We start from the raw sequence: 16,959 nt of genomic DNA, 5'->3' as shown, positions 1-16,959 counted from the left end.
AAATGATTTCTCCGCGCTTTGTTTTTATCTGTTTGTTTATGACCATGACGTCGGAAGTGTTATTATCACCATTTTATCCGCAGTATTTTACAAATGCTTTCCATGTAGATGGAGTCGCAATGACGTCTTTTTTTATTATTTGCTGCCGAATTGTGGTCATTGTTATGACTCCTTTATGGGGAATGCTGCTTAAGAAGTGGAAAGTACAACATATAATCGTAGCGTCACTTCTAATGACAGCCTTAATTAAAGTCATTCTGAGCGAAGTTTCTACTTTTTATGGATTTTTAGCCATTTCGTTAGTATTACTTGTGTTTCAAAGCAGTTTATATCTTTTGTACCCATATTTAGTAGGCGGCATGAAAAATGGACAGAAAAAGGCAAGTGCCGCAACAACCTATGTATTTATTGTTCATACGGCTATTATTGTCGCTAGCTTGTTTGGAAGTACGATTATTGCATGGGAAATGCCGCTTAAAGTATATCAGTACTTTGCTTTAGCTGATATGGTACTGGCCGTATGGCTCATAACAAGAAAAGCTTCATCTTTAAAAAAAGAAAAAACACCAACATACATTCAAAGTATAAACGAGCCTATTTTTTTCTATTTGCTGGCTATTTTCTTTTTTCACCTTGGACACAATGTCATTCGCCCTTATTTTACATTGTTTACAAGTGACACATATAGCATGAACAGTCAAGGCAGCGCTTTGTTATATGTGATGCCGAGCATTATGGCGATCGTCTTAAAGCTTACGGTACCTACAAAGCTATTTAATGGAAAAGTTATACCGCTTTTTTATAGCGTAACGGGTGCTAGTGCTTTACTGCTATGTTTGCAAGCATATGCCGATCATCTCAGCATATTTATTATAAGTCGAATTTTATATGGAGCCGGGTTTTATCTCAGCATGGTTATACTTGATATCTATTTATTTCAAAAAAGCAAAGAAGGAGCTGCTTACTATTACAGCTGGCTTATTGCTGTTCAAAATATTGCCCTGCTGATTGCACCGCTTTTAGCACTAGAAATCAGCAAAGTAAATTTAGCGCTTCCGTTAGCAGCTGGTGCTGCTGCTTTGCTAGCTGCTAGCGCTGTAATGCCGCTGCGTAATAAAACAATCCCTATTCTAAGACAAGTAAAGGAGAATGAAGGATGAAAATCAAAGAAACGAATCTTTCCGTATTTAATAAGCAATCATGGGAAAAAGCAAATCGCCAGCTTTTAGCTAAAATGCTGCAGGAATTCATGTATGAAAATATTATTGAGCCAAAACAGCTGCAAAAGCAGGGTGCGCTTGCCACGTATCGATGGGAAGACCACCGGGGCGTTACGTATACATATCAAGCGAAACAGCGATTGTTTGATAGTTTTTCTGTACTGCCAGAAAGTATTAAGCTGACATCTAAAGCGTCAACCCCTACATTTTCGGAGGCCTTGCAGCTGTTAATTAGCTTATCTGAAGACAAAGGAATGTCTAGCTCAACCGCAGGTCACTTAGCAAAAGAATATTTTCATACATTAATAGCAGACGTGCATTTGCAAAATCGAAAATCAGCTGATGAATTAGCAGGTATGGATTATGCGGAGCTAGAAGGTGAAATGACGGGACATCCTTGGATTACATACAACAAAGGGCGCATCGGATTTGGCTATGATGATTATCTGCGGTTTGCACCTGAGCAAAAACAAAAAATTAAGCTTTCATGGATTGCTGTTGCGAAGCAAATTGCTTCGTTTCATTCATTAGATACCCTCGGCTTCGATGATGTCATGGAGCAGGAGTTAAGCGGTAAGACGCTAGCTGAATTTGAAAAAGAATTAACAAGCCAAGACCTTTTAGCAGCGGACTATTACTATATTCCCGTCCATGAATGGCAGTGGATGAACGTGATTGTTCCTTTATTCGCTGAATACATTGCAAATGATTTAATTGTTCCGTTAGGAGAAGGTGAAGATCAATATTTTCCTCAGCAGTCGATTCGTACATTTGTGAATACAACAAATCGAGATAAATATCATGTGAAGCTTCCCATGAGTATATTAAATACGCTTGTGTACAGAGGCCTTCCAAGTGAGCGGACGGTAATTGCTCCTCAAGTAACTCAGCACATTAAAGGCATACGAGATCGCGATGCGTTTTTAAAAGATACGTGCAGAGTAGGACTTTTAGGTGAAGTGGCTACGTTAAACGTAACTCAGCCCACATTTGCTTCTATTAAAAACGCGCCTTATCAGTATTTAGAAATGCTGGGAGTGGTTTGGCGTGAAAGCATCTATCAAGAGTTAGAAGAAGGAGAGCATGCGATTACGCTAGCTGCGCTTTTACATGTTGACAGTAAAGGGAAAGCTTTAGTTTCATCTTATATAGAAAAGTCGGGTTTAACTCCTGTCGAGTGGATTGATGCGTTAACCAGCGCTGTATTGCCGCCGCTTCTTCATTACTTATATCAATACGGTACTGTATTTTCCCCGCACGGTCAAAATACGGTACTGGTGCTTAAAAACAACAAGCCCGTTCGAATTATTATGAAAGATTTTGTAGACGACGTGAATATTAGCGATCAGCCGTTTGAAGAACTGCAGCAGCTATCTTTTGAACTGAAAGAAGTGTTGCGCAGCGAAGAGCCGGAAGGACTGACGCAGTTTATTTTAACAGGGTTATTTGTTTGTCACTTCCGCTATTTAGCGACTATTTTAGAAGAGCATGAAGGCGTAGAAGAAGCGGAATTTTGGAAAAGTGTACGAGCAGAAATTTTACATTATCAAGCATCATTTCCACATTTGAAAAAACGATTTGAATTGTTTGATTTATTACGTCCAACCATTACGAAATTAACGTTAAATCGAAATCGAATGTTTGATTACGGATACGAAGATGACGGAGATCGTCCTCACGCAAGCGAATATGGAAAGGTACGAAATGCCTTGCATGAAGTTAGTGAAAAAGCTGTGCAATAATAAGGAAAAGCCGCTGGTGTTGTGCTAGCGGCTTTTTTATGTTTAATTCAAAAGCAGCAAGAGAATTGGATGAGCTACAGCACTTTAGGAAACACTCATTTTAGGTATGTGTAGAACGTAAAGGTGAGTGAATGAACGATTTGATGGGAGTAGATGTTAGAACAACAAGTACACAAGCTGAAGCAAACGTTTCGGCTTTCTTTTGTCAAAGCCTTATTTCAATGTCGCATCGCTGCAAGGATAATGGTACAATTGTCTGTATATTTAAAAAAAGAGAGGGAATTACATGAAATCGCATATTCAAAAACATTTAACTTCATATAAAGAGAAATATAAAAATCGCGGTCGGCTGCTAATTAGCTGTCCGGACAAACCGGGTATTGTAGCCGCTGTGTCTACGTTTTTACATGAGCACGGTGCAAATATTGTAGAATCAAGTCAACATTCAACGAACCATGAAGGGGGTATGTTTTTTATCCGTTTCGAATTTGAATGTGAGGATTTATTAGCTAAAGAAGTAAAGCTAGAAGAAAGCTTCAAAAAAATTGCCGATACGTTTTCAATGAACTGGCAGTTTACATATGCTCATAATTTGAAAAAAACAGCTATTTTTGTGTCAAAGGAGCCTCATTGTCTACTAGAGCTGCTGTGGGCATGGGAAAGCGGAGATTTGATGACAGACATCGCTGTCGTTGTGAGCAATCACGAAGATGCGCGCGAAGTGGTTGAATCATTCGGTATACCGTTTAAGCATATACCGGCGACAAAAGACATTCGCCAAGAAGCAGAAGCCAAACAGCTGCAGGTATTAAAAGATTATAATATTGACGTAATTATCTTGGCGCGTTATATGCAAATTTTAACGCCGACTTTTGTGGCTGAAAATCCATATCGTATCATTAATATTCACCATTCATTCTTACCGGCATTCATCGGAGCACGCCCCTATGAACGCGCATATCAACGAGGTGTAAAATTAATTGGTGCTACGTCTCACTATGTAACGGACGACTTGGATGAAGGACCAATTATTGAACAAGATATTGAACGCGTGAACCACCGTGATGATGCGGATGACTTAAAGAAAAAAGGCCGCTTAATTGAACGTACGGTGCTCGCACGTGCTGTAAAATGGCATTTAGAAGACCGCATTTTAGTGCATGAAAACCGCACAATTGTATTTAATTAACAAAGACTAAGCTATTAAAAAAGTAGTTTAGCCGAAGGAAGATCCGAACGATGAATCGAAATTCTTGAGAGAGAATGAAATTCGTTCGGATTTTTTTATGGTGATAGTAAACGTAGATTTCATCTATTTAGTTGCTTCTAGCGGTTGATTGGAGGGCAAGGCGAAGACTCCTGCGGGAAAAGCGGAATCGGTGAGACTCCGCAGGAGCGCAAGCGACGAGGAGGCTCATCGGCCGCCAGCCTTGCACGGAGATCAACCGCGGTGTCATAAGCGATTCATAAGCGATCATTTAATTGATTTTGTTAGGTCTCATCCTCGTTTTTTTCGGGGAAATCGTGTATCTAAATGATAAAAAACTTTTCTACATGAGCTGAGATTTAGTTGTTTACTTAGCTCGTGAACACTTATACAATAGAAAAGGACTTTTTAATAAAGGAAGTGTCGGAAGTGAAACAATATCTTGAACTTTGCGAGCATGTGTTAGCAAATGGAACAAAAAAAGAAGATCGGACAGGAACAGGTACAATTAGCACATTTGGCTATCAAATGCGTTTTAATTTACAAGAAGGTTTCCCGGTATTAACGACAAAAAAACTTCATTTGAAATCAATTATTCATGAACTGCTTTGGTTTTTACAAGGAGATACAAACGTTAAGTATTTACAAGATAACGGCGTGCGCATTTGGAATGAATGGGCGGATGAAAACGGGGAGCTTGGTCCTGTGTATGGCCATCAGTGGCGTTCATGGCCAACGCCGGACGGAGAAAAAATTGATCAAATTACAAATGTTATCAATCAAATTAAAAACAACCCTGATTCTCGCCGCTTAATGGTAAGCGCCTGGAATGTGTCTGATGTAGACAATATGGCTTTACCGCCGTGTCACTGCTTATTTCAGTTTTATGTAGCGGACGGCAAATTGTCTTGTCAATTGTATCAGCGCTCAGCTGATATTTTCCTAGGCGTACCGTTTAATATTGCTTCATATGCGCTGCTTACAATGATGGTGGCACAAGTGTGTGATTTAGAGCCAGGTGATTTTGTTCATACGTTTGGCGATGCGCATATTTACAGCAATCACATTGAACAAGTAAACCTGCAGTTAACGCGTGAGCCTCATGCTTTGCCAAAAATGAAAATCAATCCAGACGTAAAATCAATTTTTGACTTTAAATTTGAAGACTTTGAGCTAGTAGACTATAATGCGCATCCTCACATCAAAGGAGCTGTGAGCGTATGATTTCCCTCATTGTCGCAATGGATCAAAACAGGCTGATCGGTAAAGAAAATGATTTGCCATGGCGTCTTCCGGAAGATTTAAAGTATTTCAAACGCATCACAACGAGTCATACCATTATAATGGGAAGAAAAACATTTGAATCAATTGGACGACCGCTCCCTAATCGCGAGAATGTGGTTCTTACGCGTCAAAAAGATTATCAACAAGAAGGAGCAACCGTTATTCATTCAGTTGAGGAATTAGAAGCATTAGATGCTGAAAAAAAAGACGAGCTGTTCGTGATTGGCGGAGCTACTCTGTATGAGCAAACATTAGACGTTGCAAACCGACTTTATATTACGCATATTGAAGAATCCTTTGAAGGAGATACACATTTTCCTGCGATTGATTTGAGCGAATGGAAAGTTATTTCGAAGCAGCAAGGAATTAAAGATGAAAAAAATCCCTACACGTATTATTTTACCGTATACGAGCGAAGCTGATCTCTTTTGTTTATAAAAAACGCGAGTCTGGTACAAAAGTATGTTAGTCGAAGAAAGATCCGAACGTTGAATCGTGCGGATCTTTTCATTATGAGGGTGAAGGTAGATTTCATGTATGTAGGTGCTTTTAGCAGTTGATTGGAGGCTCACCAGCCGCCCGCGAAAAGCGAAGTCTCGCATGGAAATCAAATGCGGTGTAACAAGCACCCCCTACTAGCTAGCTCCTATACTCCATTTATTCGTCTTTAGATTGATTTCGTTATGTTTCAATCTCTTTTTATATTGATTTTAATTGCTTCATCATTTCGTGAAAAGCCGCTGGGCTCACAAACTGTTCAGTGCTCCAGTTAGCTTCAATCCATTGAATCAGCTCGCTTGGTGTATTAAAAACTTCTCCGCTCGTATCTGCTTTGCGAAGCATGTATCTACCGTTTTCTTCATCTGCAACTATTTCGCACGGAACGGCACTTTCATGACTTTGAAGCGAAAACTCCATTTATTCCACAACCTTTCTTAATTTATACCTGTTATCGCATCAGCTGCATGTAGAAAGTATGGGCAATTTTGTAAGTCTATTTAGCGTTTGCTAAACATATGTAAAGTATGTGGACAGTAAAATAGTTGGAAAAGTTTTTTTAGTTATTATTAATGAAAAATAATGATTTTTCTAAATTTTTTGTGATATAATGTACAAATTAATAATGGTAGAAGAGGAAGGAAGTTGGTTATGAAACAACAAGTAGATAATCGAACAAAACACGTACATTTAGAGGACATCATGATTGCAAATCAATTGATTAAAGATGTTGTTGTGCATACACCACTACAGCGTAATGACGTTTTGTCTGAACGATATGAATGTAATATCTATTTAAAACGTGAGGATTTACAGGTGGTGCGCTCATTTAAAATTCGCGGTGCGTACAATCGAATCAAAAAGTTATCCCCAGAAGAATTAGAAAATGGAATTGCCTGTGCAAGTGCAGGAAACCACGCACAAGGTGTAGCATATGCGTGCCGTCATTTAAATATCGATGGTAAAATCTTTATGCCGAGCACAACGCCGCGCCAAAAAATTAATCAAGTGAAATTTTTAGGCAAAGATAACGTAAAGGTCGTACTAATCGGAGATACGTTTGATGATTCTTATGAACAAGCTATTGCATGCAGTGAAGAGGAACATCGTACATTTATTCACCCATTTAATGATGTAGACGTTATTGCAGGGCAGGGTACAGTAGCCGTTGAAATGTTCAATGACTGTGAAGATGAAATTGACTACGTATTTGCGGGTATCGGCGGGGGCGGATTAATTTCCGGTGTCGGCACATACGTAAAAAGCATCTCGCCTCAAACAGCTGTAATTGGGGTAGAACCAGCAGGCGCGCCTGGCATGCAGACATCTTTAGCAAATGGAAATGTAGTGACGCTACCGGCAATCGATCCATTTGTAGACGGAGCAGCTGTTAAAACAGTCGGAACGCTTCCGTATGACATCAGTAAAGAGCTTGTGGACGATATTGTAGTTGTTCCTGAAGGCAAGGTTTGCACAACCATTTTATCTCTATACAATGAAAATGCGATTGTAGCAGAACCAGCAGGAGCTCTTTCGATTGCTGCTCTTGACTCATACCGTGAGCAAATTAAAGGAAAAACGGTTGTTTGCGTCATCAGCGGAGGAAACAATGACATTGGACGTATGCAAGAAATCAAAGAACGTTCGATGATTTATGAAGGATTACAGCATTATTTTATCGTTAATTTCCCTCAGCGCGCAGGAGCTCTTCGTGAATTTCTAGACGAAGTGCTTGGACCGACAGACGATATTTCGCGCTTTGAGTATACGAAAAAGAATAACAAAGACAGCGGACCAGCACTTGTTGGAATCGAGCTCAAGCATAAAGAAGATTATTATCCACTGATTAATCGTATGGATAAAAAAGGATTCCCTTACACAGAAATTAATAAAGAAAGCAACTTGTTTCACTTATTTATTTAAATAGAAGGTCATTTTAAAAAGGAATGCTTCATCAACTGTCGAATAAGTTGATGAAGCATTTTTATTTTAAAGAATATTTGTGTTTTCTTTTTATTTTATCAAGACAGAAAGTGCCTTAAGCATTATAATAAAATAAACGGGTAAAAAGAGGGTTGATCGCCTTGCTATTAAAAAGCCTTGAATTTAAACATGTCAGTGGTCAAAAAGTAAAAATTACTGAAATTCCAGTTTTAGAGGAAAATAGCACGTTTCGGTTCATGTTATCTGCAAAACTTGATTTATTTATTAGACAAATCACGAACGAATCAGTTCCGAAGCAAACCTACTCGTTTCAAGAATATTTAAAACGCGTGTTGAAATGGAAAGATTACGAACAGCTCTTTAAGTCTCATGTATTAAAACATAATGCATAAACGTAAAAGTTGACTTTTCTGAATATTTCAGCAGAGTCAACTTTTTTTTGTTGATATAAAAGGTTGAACATGCGTTTTACGAATTAGCAAAACTTGCATTCTATTATAACTATATTGTTGTAAGTGTTCATGTTATACTAGTCTGCAATGCATCTTATAGGGGTGAACACATGGCGAAAATTAAAGTGGTAACGGATTCAACAATTGATTTAACGTTGGAAGAAGCTGAAAAGTACGGTATTGAGATGATACCTTTATGTATTAACATTGATAATGAAACGTATTTAGATCGCGTGGAATTAACGCCGACAGATTTTATTGAAAAAATGAAAAATTCAAAAGAATTACCAAAAAGCTCTCAGCCAGCTATTGGTTCTTTTGTTGAAGTATATGAACGATTGGTTAGTGAAGGGTATGACGTCATTTCGATTCATATGACTGGGGGAATGAGCGGAACTGTTCGAGCAGCTGAAAGCGCGGCTCAAATGGTAGAAGGAAACATCACCGTTGTTGATTCTATGTACATTACAAAAGCTCTTTCGTTTCAAGTCTTTGAAGCGGTGAAAATGATTGAAGATGGGCATACAGTAGAAGAAATTATCACACGCTTGGAAGAGGTGCGTCAAAATACGAATCTTTTTGTCGTAGTTGATACGCTTGAAAATTTGGTTAAAGGTGGACGTATTGGACGAGGAAAAGGATTGATCGGTTCTCTTTTAAATATTAAGCCGATTGCTTCTCTAGCTGACGGAGTATATACTCCTGTTGCTAAAGTGCGCAGCCATTCTCAAATTGTTAAGTTTTTAACGAAACAGTTCGAAGAGCATACAGAAGGAAAAAGTATTAAAGGAGTAGGGCTTGTACATGCAGATGGATTTGGACTCGCCTCTAAGTTAAAAGAATCAATTGTGAAGGCAAGGGGCTATACGCAATTTTCGATTGAAGATACGACGCCTATTATCTCGACGCATACAGGTATTGGTGCAATTGGTTTTATGTATTTTGCTGAATAAAGTGGGTTGCTTTTTGCAAGTCACTTTTTTGGCTTTCTCTTTTTTGGAAAAAGGGGAAAGAGAAGTGGACGAACGTGTGATATAATAGAATCAACTTTCTACCAGCGAATGCTGTGCTGGTTACTATTCTTTTGAATCCGGAGTATACCGATGAAAAAATATATTCGAAATTTGAGTGTGTTTAACAAAACGGTTTTATTTTCTACTTTAATTGTAGTTGCCCTTGGAGTCATTTCTTTAGCCATTAGCTATCAAGTTCAAAAAAAGATGGCAAAAGAGACACTAACGCAGCACGCGTTAATTATGGCTGATTTATGGAGGGAGTCTTTATCTAAACAAGACGTAATAGCAGCAGTGGATTCAAGGAACGGGACGATTCCTGAAAAAGACGAGCTAGAAAAGCAGTTTAGAAAGATTTATGAATTGCATCCGTCGTACTTGCAGGGATATATTATGACGACCGAAAAATTCAAGTCGCATGGAAATAAGATTATCGTAACAGCGAATAAGAAAATTAAGCAATCACTAGAGCCGTCCATGATTTATTATGGAGGAGAAGAATTTTACAAATCATTTAAGCAAGCAGAACAAGAAAAGAAGAATATCGTAACATCTACATACAAAGACGAATTCGGGACGTGGATCACCGTTTTATCGCCTATTACAAACAGCTCCGGAAAAGTCGTGGCTATGCTTGGTGTAGATATAGATGCGAGCGCTATCTATATCTACCAAAAACGTTTAATTGTGGCTTTGATCGTTGCATTTACGATTTTGTTTACCTTCATTATTGTTATTCAAGACTGGGGACTAAGGCGATTAATGTCGCCCCTAGGGGAATTAATAGAAGGAATTCAAGCAGTAAGTCAAGGTAAGTTTGATGTGAAGCTGACACATGAAAATGATTCTGAGTTAGGGAATGTACACACAAGATTTAATGAAATGACCGAGCGGCTTCAGCAGCTTTTTCAACAAGTGTCAGCAACAAAAGAACAGCTGAACGTAGAAACGAATTTCAGTCATTCAAAAGATGGAATTGCTAAAGCGATTGATGAATTAGAAGTTATTATGGAAAAAACGAGGATGCAAAAGGAATTGCAGCGAGCAGAGAAAATGAATGCAATTGGTCAATTAGCTGCTTCTGTAGCCCATGAAATTCGAAATCCTATGACGGTGGTAAAAGGGTTTTTACAGCTGTTTCAAGATAACACAAAGCTTTCAAACACTGAATTAAGTTACATTCATCTTATGATTAACGAAATGGACCGAGCGGAAGCGATTATTCATGACTATTTATCTTTAGCCAAGCCGGATGTTCATCAGCATCGTTTTATTAACTGCTTAGAGTGTGTTACAAGCTTAGTAGACTTATTATCTTCTTATGCTTTGTTAACAAACAATATACTCATAGAATTAGACGCAAAAGAAGAGATGTATGTTCGCGGCAGCCGAAACGAATTGAATCAAGTTCTGCTTAATATTATGAAAAATGGAATTGAAGCCATGAGAAATGGAGGAACGCTTCGAGTAGGGCTTTACAAGCGAGAAGGGCATGTACATATTCAAATTGAAGATACTGGTATAGGCATGACCAGTGAACAAGTGAACCGGCTGGGAACAGCGTTTTATTCTTTAAAAGAAAAAGGAACAGGGATTGGTCTGATGGTGTCTTATCAACTGGTCGAACAAATGAATGGAAGAATTGAAGTGGAAAGCATACCAGGAAAAGGTTCAACGTTTACCTTGATTTTCCCTAGCTATGACTAAACTTTAACCGTGCAGGAGGAACATATGAAAAGCTGGTCTTATAAATTGTTTTTTTTACTGCTCATTAGTTGTATGATGTTAACAGCCTGTGGTTCCAAAATAGAAAATCCGCTTAATTGGAAGATGGACTCTTTTTCTTATGTTAACCAAGATCAAAAGAAAGTAGGGCTAAGTCAGCTGAAAGGGAACGTTTGGGTAGCTAACTTTATCTTCACAAGCTGCGAAACCGTATGTCCCCCAATGACGGCTCATATGGCTAAATTACAAAAAATGGCCAAGGATGAAGGGCTGGACGTTCGCTTTGTTTCATTTAGCGTAGACCCTGAAGTGGATACTCCACTGAAAATGAAGGACTATGCGACTAAATTTGGCGCTGATTTTTCGAATTGGGATTTCTTAACGGGTTATAAACAAGCGGAAATTGAAAAGTTTGCGCTGGACCAATTTAAAACGATTGTGAAAAAGCCGCAAGAAAATCCGCAGGTTATTCACGGTACGGATTTTTTTCTAATTGACAAAGATGGAGTCGTTCAAAAATCTTATCAAGGAGTGACTGATCCTCCTTATGAAGATATGTTAAAAGATATCAAAACCCTTCAGTAAGAGCTATAAATCCGTCAAAACTATCCGCCAAACACAGCTATCTTTATAGTGATGTGTTAGCGGATATTTTTATGAAAGAAACATGCTTATCCTTTTTTTTACATATACTATATATAAGAAACGTAGTAAAATATCAACTTGACATAGTATGATAAGATATAAAGATATAGTTATTCAGAGCGGTAAGCAGTATTGCTTGTGACAGCGAGAATACAGCATAGTTAGTAGGTGTTATGATGAGAAAATGGAAAAGTATAGTGATAAGCAGTATGAGTGCGGTGGTGTTAGCGAGCTGTTCGACGACGACTTTTTTGCCAACGGACAATAAAGAAGAAGCCGTTCAGAAAGAAGTGGATTTAACACCTAAAAAGCATATTCCGAAAGGCTTTTTTCCTGTAGATTTAGATATTGTAGCCATTGGCGACTCATTAACAGAAGGAGTAGGAGATGAGTCTAAAAAAGGCGGTTATGTACCATACTTAACTAAATACCTTTCTAAACAAAATGAAGTGCAAAATGTACGAACAGAGAATTTAGGTAAAAGAGGAAACCGGACGGATCAGCTATTAGCGAGGTTAAATCAGCCGGGAGTAGCAGCTGAAGTATCAAGAGCAGACATCGTTTTCTTGACGATTGGCGGCAATGACGTGATGAAAGTGGTAAGAGATTACTTTTACAATATCTCAATTAAGACGTTTGAATCACAGCAGTCAAAATATGAAAAACGTCTAAATGACGTGTTTTCACGTATACGTAAGCTTAATCCTAATGCTCATATTTATTTAATTGGTTTTTATAATCCATTCTTTAAATCGTTAAGTGATGTGAAAGAAATTAATGTCGTTATTAATGAATGGAATGCGGCAAGCGAGAAAATTGCTTCTCAATATGATAATGTAAGTTATGTAAAAATTGATGATATTTTTTATGATTCTGACGTAAATTTATTAGGGAAAGACGAGTTTCACCCTAATAAAAAAGGGTACAAACTAATGGCTGAGCGCATTAGTAAATCAATGGAGGAAGAAGATCCTCTCGTTGGAGACCAGAAAAAGGAAACAGCAGAAGAAGTTACATCTGATGAAAAAGAGAAAAACACGAAAGAGAGTGGGAACGAGTAAGGAGATTGTTATATGAAGAAGTGGAAAACCCTATTTATCGCGTTATTAGGGATTAATGTTCTAGGGGCTATCCTTATTATTGCGTTTATTTTTCAACCGGTTGACAAGGCCAATCCAACTCCCTCTGAAAAAGTAGAAGGAGACGCAGAACTAACTATTTTGGCTAAAAAAGCGGACTTAAATGTACTGATTGATAAATATTTAAAAAAAGAGTTTAAGAATCAGCCGCTTAACTACAAAATTACTCTTACCGATGTAGTAAGAGTAGATGGTACGATTCAAGTATTCGGCGATGATATTAATATTCGAATGACATTTGATCCAATCGTACAAAAAAATGGAGATATTGTGCTTGAACAGCAGTCACTTTCTGTTGGAAAGCTGCAGCTTCCTGTCCGCACAGTGCTTCGATACGTGAATAATAACTTTGCGCTACCAGAATGGGTAACGATTGATCCAAAGAATGAATCAGTATACGTAGCGTTACAGCAGATGAAGTTAGAGAGTGATTTTGCTGTAAAAGTACAAAAGTTTGATTTAAAAAATGATGATATTCGCGTACGTTTAATTTCGCGCAGTGAATAAAAAAACCTTCCAATTTGGAAGGTTTTTTTGTTAACGATCTTGGGAAATCAGCGCTTCTAACGCAGGACGGTTCTTAGCAAATCCGACGGCATATACCGTATATGTTCGATTCGGACGAAGGTTCAGTGCCGGGATTTCGAGTACTACATTTTTGGTTCCCGCTATGCGCACACTAAGTTGAACATGCATGGGGGATAAAGGCAAATATTTTGTGACTTCTTTAAACTGCACTCCAGAAAAAATGACGTCTCCGCCTCTAGCTGCAATATCCACAGCAGGAGCATCAGGAGAAAGATGCACAAACCGAAGCTTTGTTTCTCCACTTGGTACATCCGTATTGTCATAGATAAATAATAAATCAAGCTTATTTAGCTCATCTACCGCCGCTACCGTGTAATTTTGGTTTCCTTCAAATGTAAATGATTCCGTTAAAACAGGTCTTCCCGTTTCTCCAGCGGGATAAATAGAAATTGTATATCTTCCAGGTTCTTGTAATTCAATATAATCTGTTTCTTGTTTATAAGTTAAATTGCGAATCACTCGTTTGTTGTTAATATAAATATCTACAGATGGAGAATCTGGAGAAGCGTGAAGTATACGAATTTGCGGTGGATTTACGCGTAAATTCGTATTTTCAGAAGAAGTTAAGATGGCCTGCTGGATATAGTACAAATGCTTTTGATAATAATGAATATGCTTAGATGGATCACTATACTTATAGTAGTTAGCTAGAAAATCGTATTTCATTGCTTTTTTGATATATTGATCAAAGGAATAATTAGCCATATGTTCAGCTCCCTTATTGTCGGAGTATAAAAACATTTCCATACGTAACCAAACATATGCTAAAACTCATAATTTATGCCGATCACTGATCACTCCCGAGACCTCCAAGAAGAAACAATGAGCCAAATGCCCTCTATGTGCATATACTGAATCAAATTATTGACTGAAGGCTTATTGTACGACCGAATTTAGTATAGAAAAAAGGAGTGAGAGCATGCGCGATTTTTATGCTCGGATGCTACGGTTAATTATGTTAAGTTTTTTACTGCTGCTACTTTTGATTCAATTTACAGGGCGCTCTACTTCATTTAATCACATTACCCCCGCGCTAAATAAAGTAACCGAGCGAATTGAGCTGATTACCTATGATCAATAAATGTATGTTTTCTGCGTTTCGATATGTACTTGTTCTTTATGCTATCTGCTTTACATTTTTATTTGTTAGTACAGTTCCAAGCCTATTTGGTTTCACTGTGACCGTTCAAGAAACGGATTATCACCACCTGCATCGCGGAGATATAGTTGTCTTTAGAGACGAATCATCTTCTTCAAAGAATGAACTTGTACTGGCCCATAATCAAGAGCTAGATGTACTGGTTACAGCTCAAAGAGATTCTTTGTCTGCCTCTTTTAAAGTGATTGGAAGCTACGCATACCATCTCCCGTATATAGGGGTCATTATTGAGTTTATGAAAGATTTTACTACGTTACTGGTGATGGGAAGTATTTTACTTTTGTTGTTTTCGTATACGCTGCAGCCCAAAAGGCGAATATGGCGTAAGAGAAAGTAAAAAATGGGCGAATGCACATACAGGACAATCAACTAACGCATATAAAGTACAGTGTACGAAATGAATAAAAAAAACAAGAGGAGAGATTGCTATGTATAACTACGATTGTTACGATCCATGCCATCACGGAGGCTATCACCACCTATATGATACTTGCCACTATCCAATTAGCTATCCAATTGGCGGTTATCATCATTGCGGAACGGGCCAGTCATTTGCATTGATTGTTGTGCTATTTATTTTATTAATCATCATTGGCTGCACCTGTTTTTGCTGATTAGATCTCATTTGCTCGCATGTGCGAGCTTTTTATAACAGATGGAAAAGGACAAACTTACATATAAATTGTTTAAATAATAAAAAAATTTTGCCAAATCAACATTTACCATATTATACTATAGCTAGTAACTCAATAAGCGAAGGTGAATATATGGAAAAGGAAAAAGTATTTCAACAGCTATTTTCAATGTCATTTACACCAATGCTCGTAATGAATATGGATGGAGATATTCAAATTTTAAATGAAGCGTGCTGCCACCTTTTTAAAACAACGGAGGAACGACTTCTTTCCTGTAATGTATTTGAAGAGCCAAATCGCTTTTTTATTGAAAAGCATGAAGTGGAACCGTTAAGAAAGCAAGAGGAAGAAGTTGTTTTACTTAAGAAAAAAGTAGATCAGCAGTTTCCGATGCACATCCATATTCAGCGCACGGAAGGGGATATTCCGCTCTTAGTTGTTCAGTGGAAAGAGTTTTCCTCAAGTATTGAAAAGCAAGAGGAAGTCATTCGAAAAATGAAGCAATATAAGCAGTTTGTCCAGCAAAGCCAAGATGCATTTATTGTAACAAGAGAAGGCAGAATTCAATATTTGAATCCCGCTGGTGTTAAACTTCTTGGCGGCGAGAAAAAAGAAGAGTATATCGGGCGTCCTTGGCTTCATTTTATTCACCCCGAACATTTAGAAATCGTAAAAGAACGAATGGTTCAGCTAATGAATGGAATGTCCGTGAGGCCGCGTGTTGATGTGAAACTATTGACTAAAAAAGGAGTCGTCATTATTGAATCTTCGGCAACCAAAATTAAGTTTGAAGGACAGGATGCCATTCAGTATATTATTCGCGACGTAACGGATCGAAAAAAATATGATGAAATGGCAAGCAAATCTGAAAAGCTTACAATGGTGAGCAAGTTAGCGGCAGGAGTAGCACATGAAATTCGTAATCCAATGACGGCGATTAAAGGGTTTATTCAGCTGTTAAAAGCATCGAAACAGTACAACGAAGAATACAATGATATTATGCTTGAAGAATTGAATCGCGTCGAATCCATTATTCAAGAATTTTTAACGCTGGCCAAGCCTAAAATTGAAAATTCATACCACCCCAAAAGTCTCAATCAAATCATACGTCATGTGACATTACTATTAGATACACACGCCAATTATAAAAACTGTCGTATTATTAATGAGATTAGTGATGAGATTACAATCTTTTGTGAAGAAAATGCGCTTAAACAAGTTTTTATTAATTTAATTCAAAATGCGCTTGAGTCAATGAGCAAAGGGACAGTTAAAGTCACCGTTGAGAAAAGAAATGAATACGGCATGGTCATTATCGAGGATGAAGGCTGTGGAATTGATGAGCAATCTTTAGCTCGGCTAGGTGAACCGTTTTATTCCACTAAACAAACAGGAACGGGGCTAGGGTTAATGATTAGCTACCGAATAATCGAACAGCATCAAGGGCATATTTCATTTGCGAGTAAAGTAGGAGTAGGAACAAAAGTAGAAATTGCTCTTCCGTACATTAAAGAACCAGTGAACATTTCATAGCGCTTGCTATTCGTTCACTGGTTTTTATTTGTTTGGAATAAAAACGAATGTTTTTTAAATATTTTATTTTAATGTTCGTGTATATTGTTGACTAAAGGGTTTGTTTTTGATATATTATCAAATGGCTAGAAAATAACCGAATTATAATAAAAAAAGAAAATTCGGTCAATAACTT

At 37.8% G+C, this 16,959-nt stretch carries 20 protein-coding genes; 18 read left to right on the top strand and 2 right to left on the bottom strand.

Features of this window, described 5'->3' with window-relative positions; all coding sequences use genetic code 11:
* Positions 1–2: 2 nt before the first annotated feature.
* The 7 genes from ACFX4N_RS14895 (at position 3) to ACFX4N_RS14865 (ending at position 5,875) form a co-directional block, all read left to right on the top strand.
* Complete coding sequence (locus ACFX4N_RS14895) at positions 3–1,160, top strand: MFS transporter (RefSeq protein WP_029323964.1); 1,158 nt, start codon at positions 3–5, stop codon at positions 1,158–1,160.
* A complete protein-coding gene (locus tag ACFX4N_RS14890; RefSeq protein ID WP_013058749.1) occupies positions 1,157–2,962 on the top strand; it encodes an IucA/IucC family protein in 1,806 nt (601 codons plus the stop codon). The genes ACFX4N_RS14895 and ACFX4N_RS14890 overlap by 4 nt, the downstream gene beginning before the upstream one ends.
* 131 nt (positions 2,963–3,093) lie before the next feature.
* Positions 3,094–3,252: a hypothetical protein gene (locus tag ACFX4N_RS14885; protein ID WP_013058748.1), complete on the top strand. Its 159-nt coding sequence runs from the start codon at positions 3,094–3,096 to the stop codon at positions 3,250–3,252.
* A complete protein-coding gene (purU, locus tag ACFX4N_RS14880; protein WP_025750221.1) occupies positions 3,249–4,151 on the top strand; it encodes a formyltetrahydrofolate deformylase in 903 nt (300 codons plus the stop codon). The genes ACFX4N_RS14885 and purU overlap by 4 nt, the downstream gene beginning before the upstream one ends.
* A 144-nt stretch (positions 4,152–4,295) precedes the next feature.
* The gene (locus tag ACFX4N_RS14875; RefSeq protein ID WP_255255982.1) at positions 4,296–4,421 is read left to right on the top strand and encodes a hypothetical protein; all 126 of its coding nucleotides are present in this window, start codon (positions 4,296–4,298) and stop codon (positions 4,419–4,421) included.
* Between the two features lie 177 nt (positions 4,422–4,598).
* Complete coding sequence (locus ACFX4N_RS14870; RefSeq protein ID WP_013058746.1) at positions 4,599–5,393, top strand: thymidylate synthase; 795 nt, start codon at positions 4,599–4,601, stop codon at positions 5,391–5,393.
* Positions 5,390–5,875: a dihydrofolate reductase gene (locus ACFX4N_RS14865; protein WP_029323958.1), complete on the top strand. Its 486-nt coding sequence runs from the start codon at positions 5,390–5,392 to the stop codon at positions 5,873–5,875. Before ACFX4N_RS14870 ends, ACFX4N_RS14865 begins: the two co-directional genes overlap by 4 nt.
* Positions 5,876–6,152: 277 nt before the next feature.
* On the opposite strand, the gene ACFX4N_RS14860 is transcribed toward ACFX4N_RS14865, so the two are convergent.
* Entirely contained in the window at positions 6,153–6,371 is a 219-nt protein-coding gene (locus ACFX4N_RS14860; protein ID WP_029323955.1) for a hypothetical protein, read from the bottom strand.
* 231 nt (positions 6,372–6,602) lie between these two features.
* Here ACFX4N_RS14860 and ilvA point away from each other — a divergent pair, with 231 nt between their 5' ends.
* The 7 genes from ilvA (at position 6,603) to ACFX4N_RS14825 (ending at position 13,376) form a co-directional block, all read left to right on the top strand.
* Positions 6,603–7,874 carry a threonine ammonia-lyase IlvA gene (ilvA, locus tag ACFX4N_RS14855; protein WP_013084697.1) on the top strand — a complete coding sequence of 424 codons (1,272 nt, stop codon included), beginning with the start codon at positions 6,603–6,605 and terminating at the stop codon, positions 7,872–7,874.
* Between the two features lie 161 nt (positions 7,875–8,035).
* Positions 8,036–8,287: a YpmP family protein gene (locus ACFX4N_RS14850; protein WP_013058743.1), complete on the top strand. Its 252-nt coding sequence runs from the start codon at positions 8,036–8,038 to the stop codon at positions 8,285–8,287.
* Positions 8,288–8,457: 170 nt separating this feature from the next.
* A complete protein-coding gene (locus tag ACFX4N_RS14845; RefSeq protein WP_013058742.1) occupies positions 8,458–9,300 on the top strand; it encodes a DegV family protein in 843 nt (280 codons plus the stop codon).
* Between the two features lie 150 nt (positions 9,301–9,450).
* On the top strand, positions 9,451–11,067 hold the full coding sequence (locus ACFX4N_RS14840) for an ATP-binding protein (protein ID WP_013058741.1): 1,617 nt from the start codon (positions 9,451–9,453) through the stop codon (positions 11,065–11,067).
* A gap of 24 nt (positions 11,068–11,091) precedes the next feature.
* Positions 11,092–11,670: an SCO family protein gene (locus ACFX4N_RS14835; RefSeq protein ID WP_029323951.1), complete on the top strand. Its 579-nt coding sequence runs from the start codon at positions 11,092–11,094 to the stop codon at positions 11,668–11,670.
* 236 nt (positions 11,671–11,906) lie between these two features.
* A complete protein-coding gene (locus tag ACFX4N_RS14830; RefSeq protein ID WP_014458541.1) occupies positions 11,907–12,791 on the top strand; it encodes an SGNH/GDSL hydrolase family protein in 885 nt (294 codons plus the stop codon).
* A gap of 12 nt (positions 12,792–12,803) precedes the next feature.
* Positions 12,804–13,376: a YpmS family protein gene (locus ACFX4N_RS14825; RefSeq protein ID WP_013058738.1), complete on the top strand. Its 573-nt coding sequence runs from the start codon at positions 12,804–12,806 to the stop codon at positions 13,374–13,376.
* Between the two features lie 30 nt (positions 13,377–13,406).
* On the opposite strand, the gene ACFX4N_RS14820 is transcribed toward ACFX4N_RS14825, so the two are convergent.
* Positions 13,407–14,162: a DUF4397 domain-containing protein gene (locus ACFX4N_RS14820; protein WP_014458542.1), complete on the bottom strand. Its 756-nt coding sequence runs from the start codon at positions 14,160–14,162 to the stop codon at positions 13,407–13,409.
* A gap of 214 nt (positions 14,163–14,376) precedes the next feature.
* Here ACFX4N_RS14820 and ACFX4N_RS14815 point away from each other — a divergent pair, with 214 nt between their 5' ends.
* From ACFX4N_RS14815 to ACFX4N_RS14800, 4 genes are all read left to right on the top strand, one after another.
* Complete coding sequence (locus ACFX4N_RS14815) at positions 14,377–14,538, top strand: hypothetical protein (RefSeq protein ID WP_013058736.1); 162 nt, start codon at positions 14,377–14,379, stop codon at positions 14,536–14,538.
* A complete protein-coding gene (locus ACFX4N_RS14810) occupies positions 14,528–14,953 on the top strand; it encodes a hypothetical protein (RefSeq protein ID WP_013058735.1) in 426 nt (141 codons plus the stop codon). Before ACFX4N_RS14815 ends, ACFX4N_RS14810 begins: the two co-directional genes overlap by 11 nt.
* A 91-nt stretch (positions 14,954–15,044) precedes the next feature.
* On the top strand, positions 15,045–15,230 hold the full coding sequence (locus ACFX4N_RS14805; protein ID WP_075419415.1) for a YjcZ family sporulation protein: 186 nt from the start codon (positions 15,045–15,047) through the stop codon (positions 15,228–15,230).
* Positions 15,231–15,383: 153 nt separating this feature from the next.
* Positions 15,384–16,784 carry an ATP-binding protein gene (locus ACFX4N_RS14800; protein WP_013058734.1) on the top strand — a complete coding sequence of 467 codons (1,401 nt, stop codon included), beginning with the start codon at positions 15,384–15,386 and terminating at the stop codon, positions 16,782–16,784.
* The last annotated feature ends 175 nt before the right edge of the window (positions 16,785–16,959 follow it).

It is taken from the genome of Priestia sp. YIM B13551 (assembly GCF_042787905.1).
GTDB lineage: Bacteria > Bacillota > Bacilli > Bacillales > Bacillaceae_H > Priestia.
The sequence above is the reverse complement of the archived record's forward strand: the minus strand, read 5'-3'. Positions and strand labels throughout refer to the sequence as shown.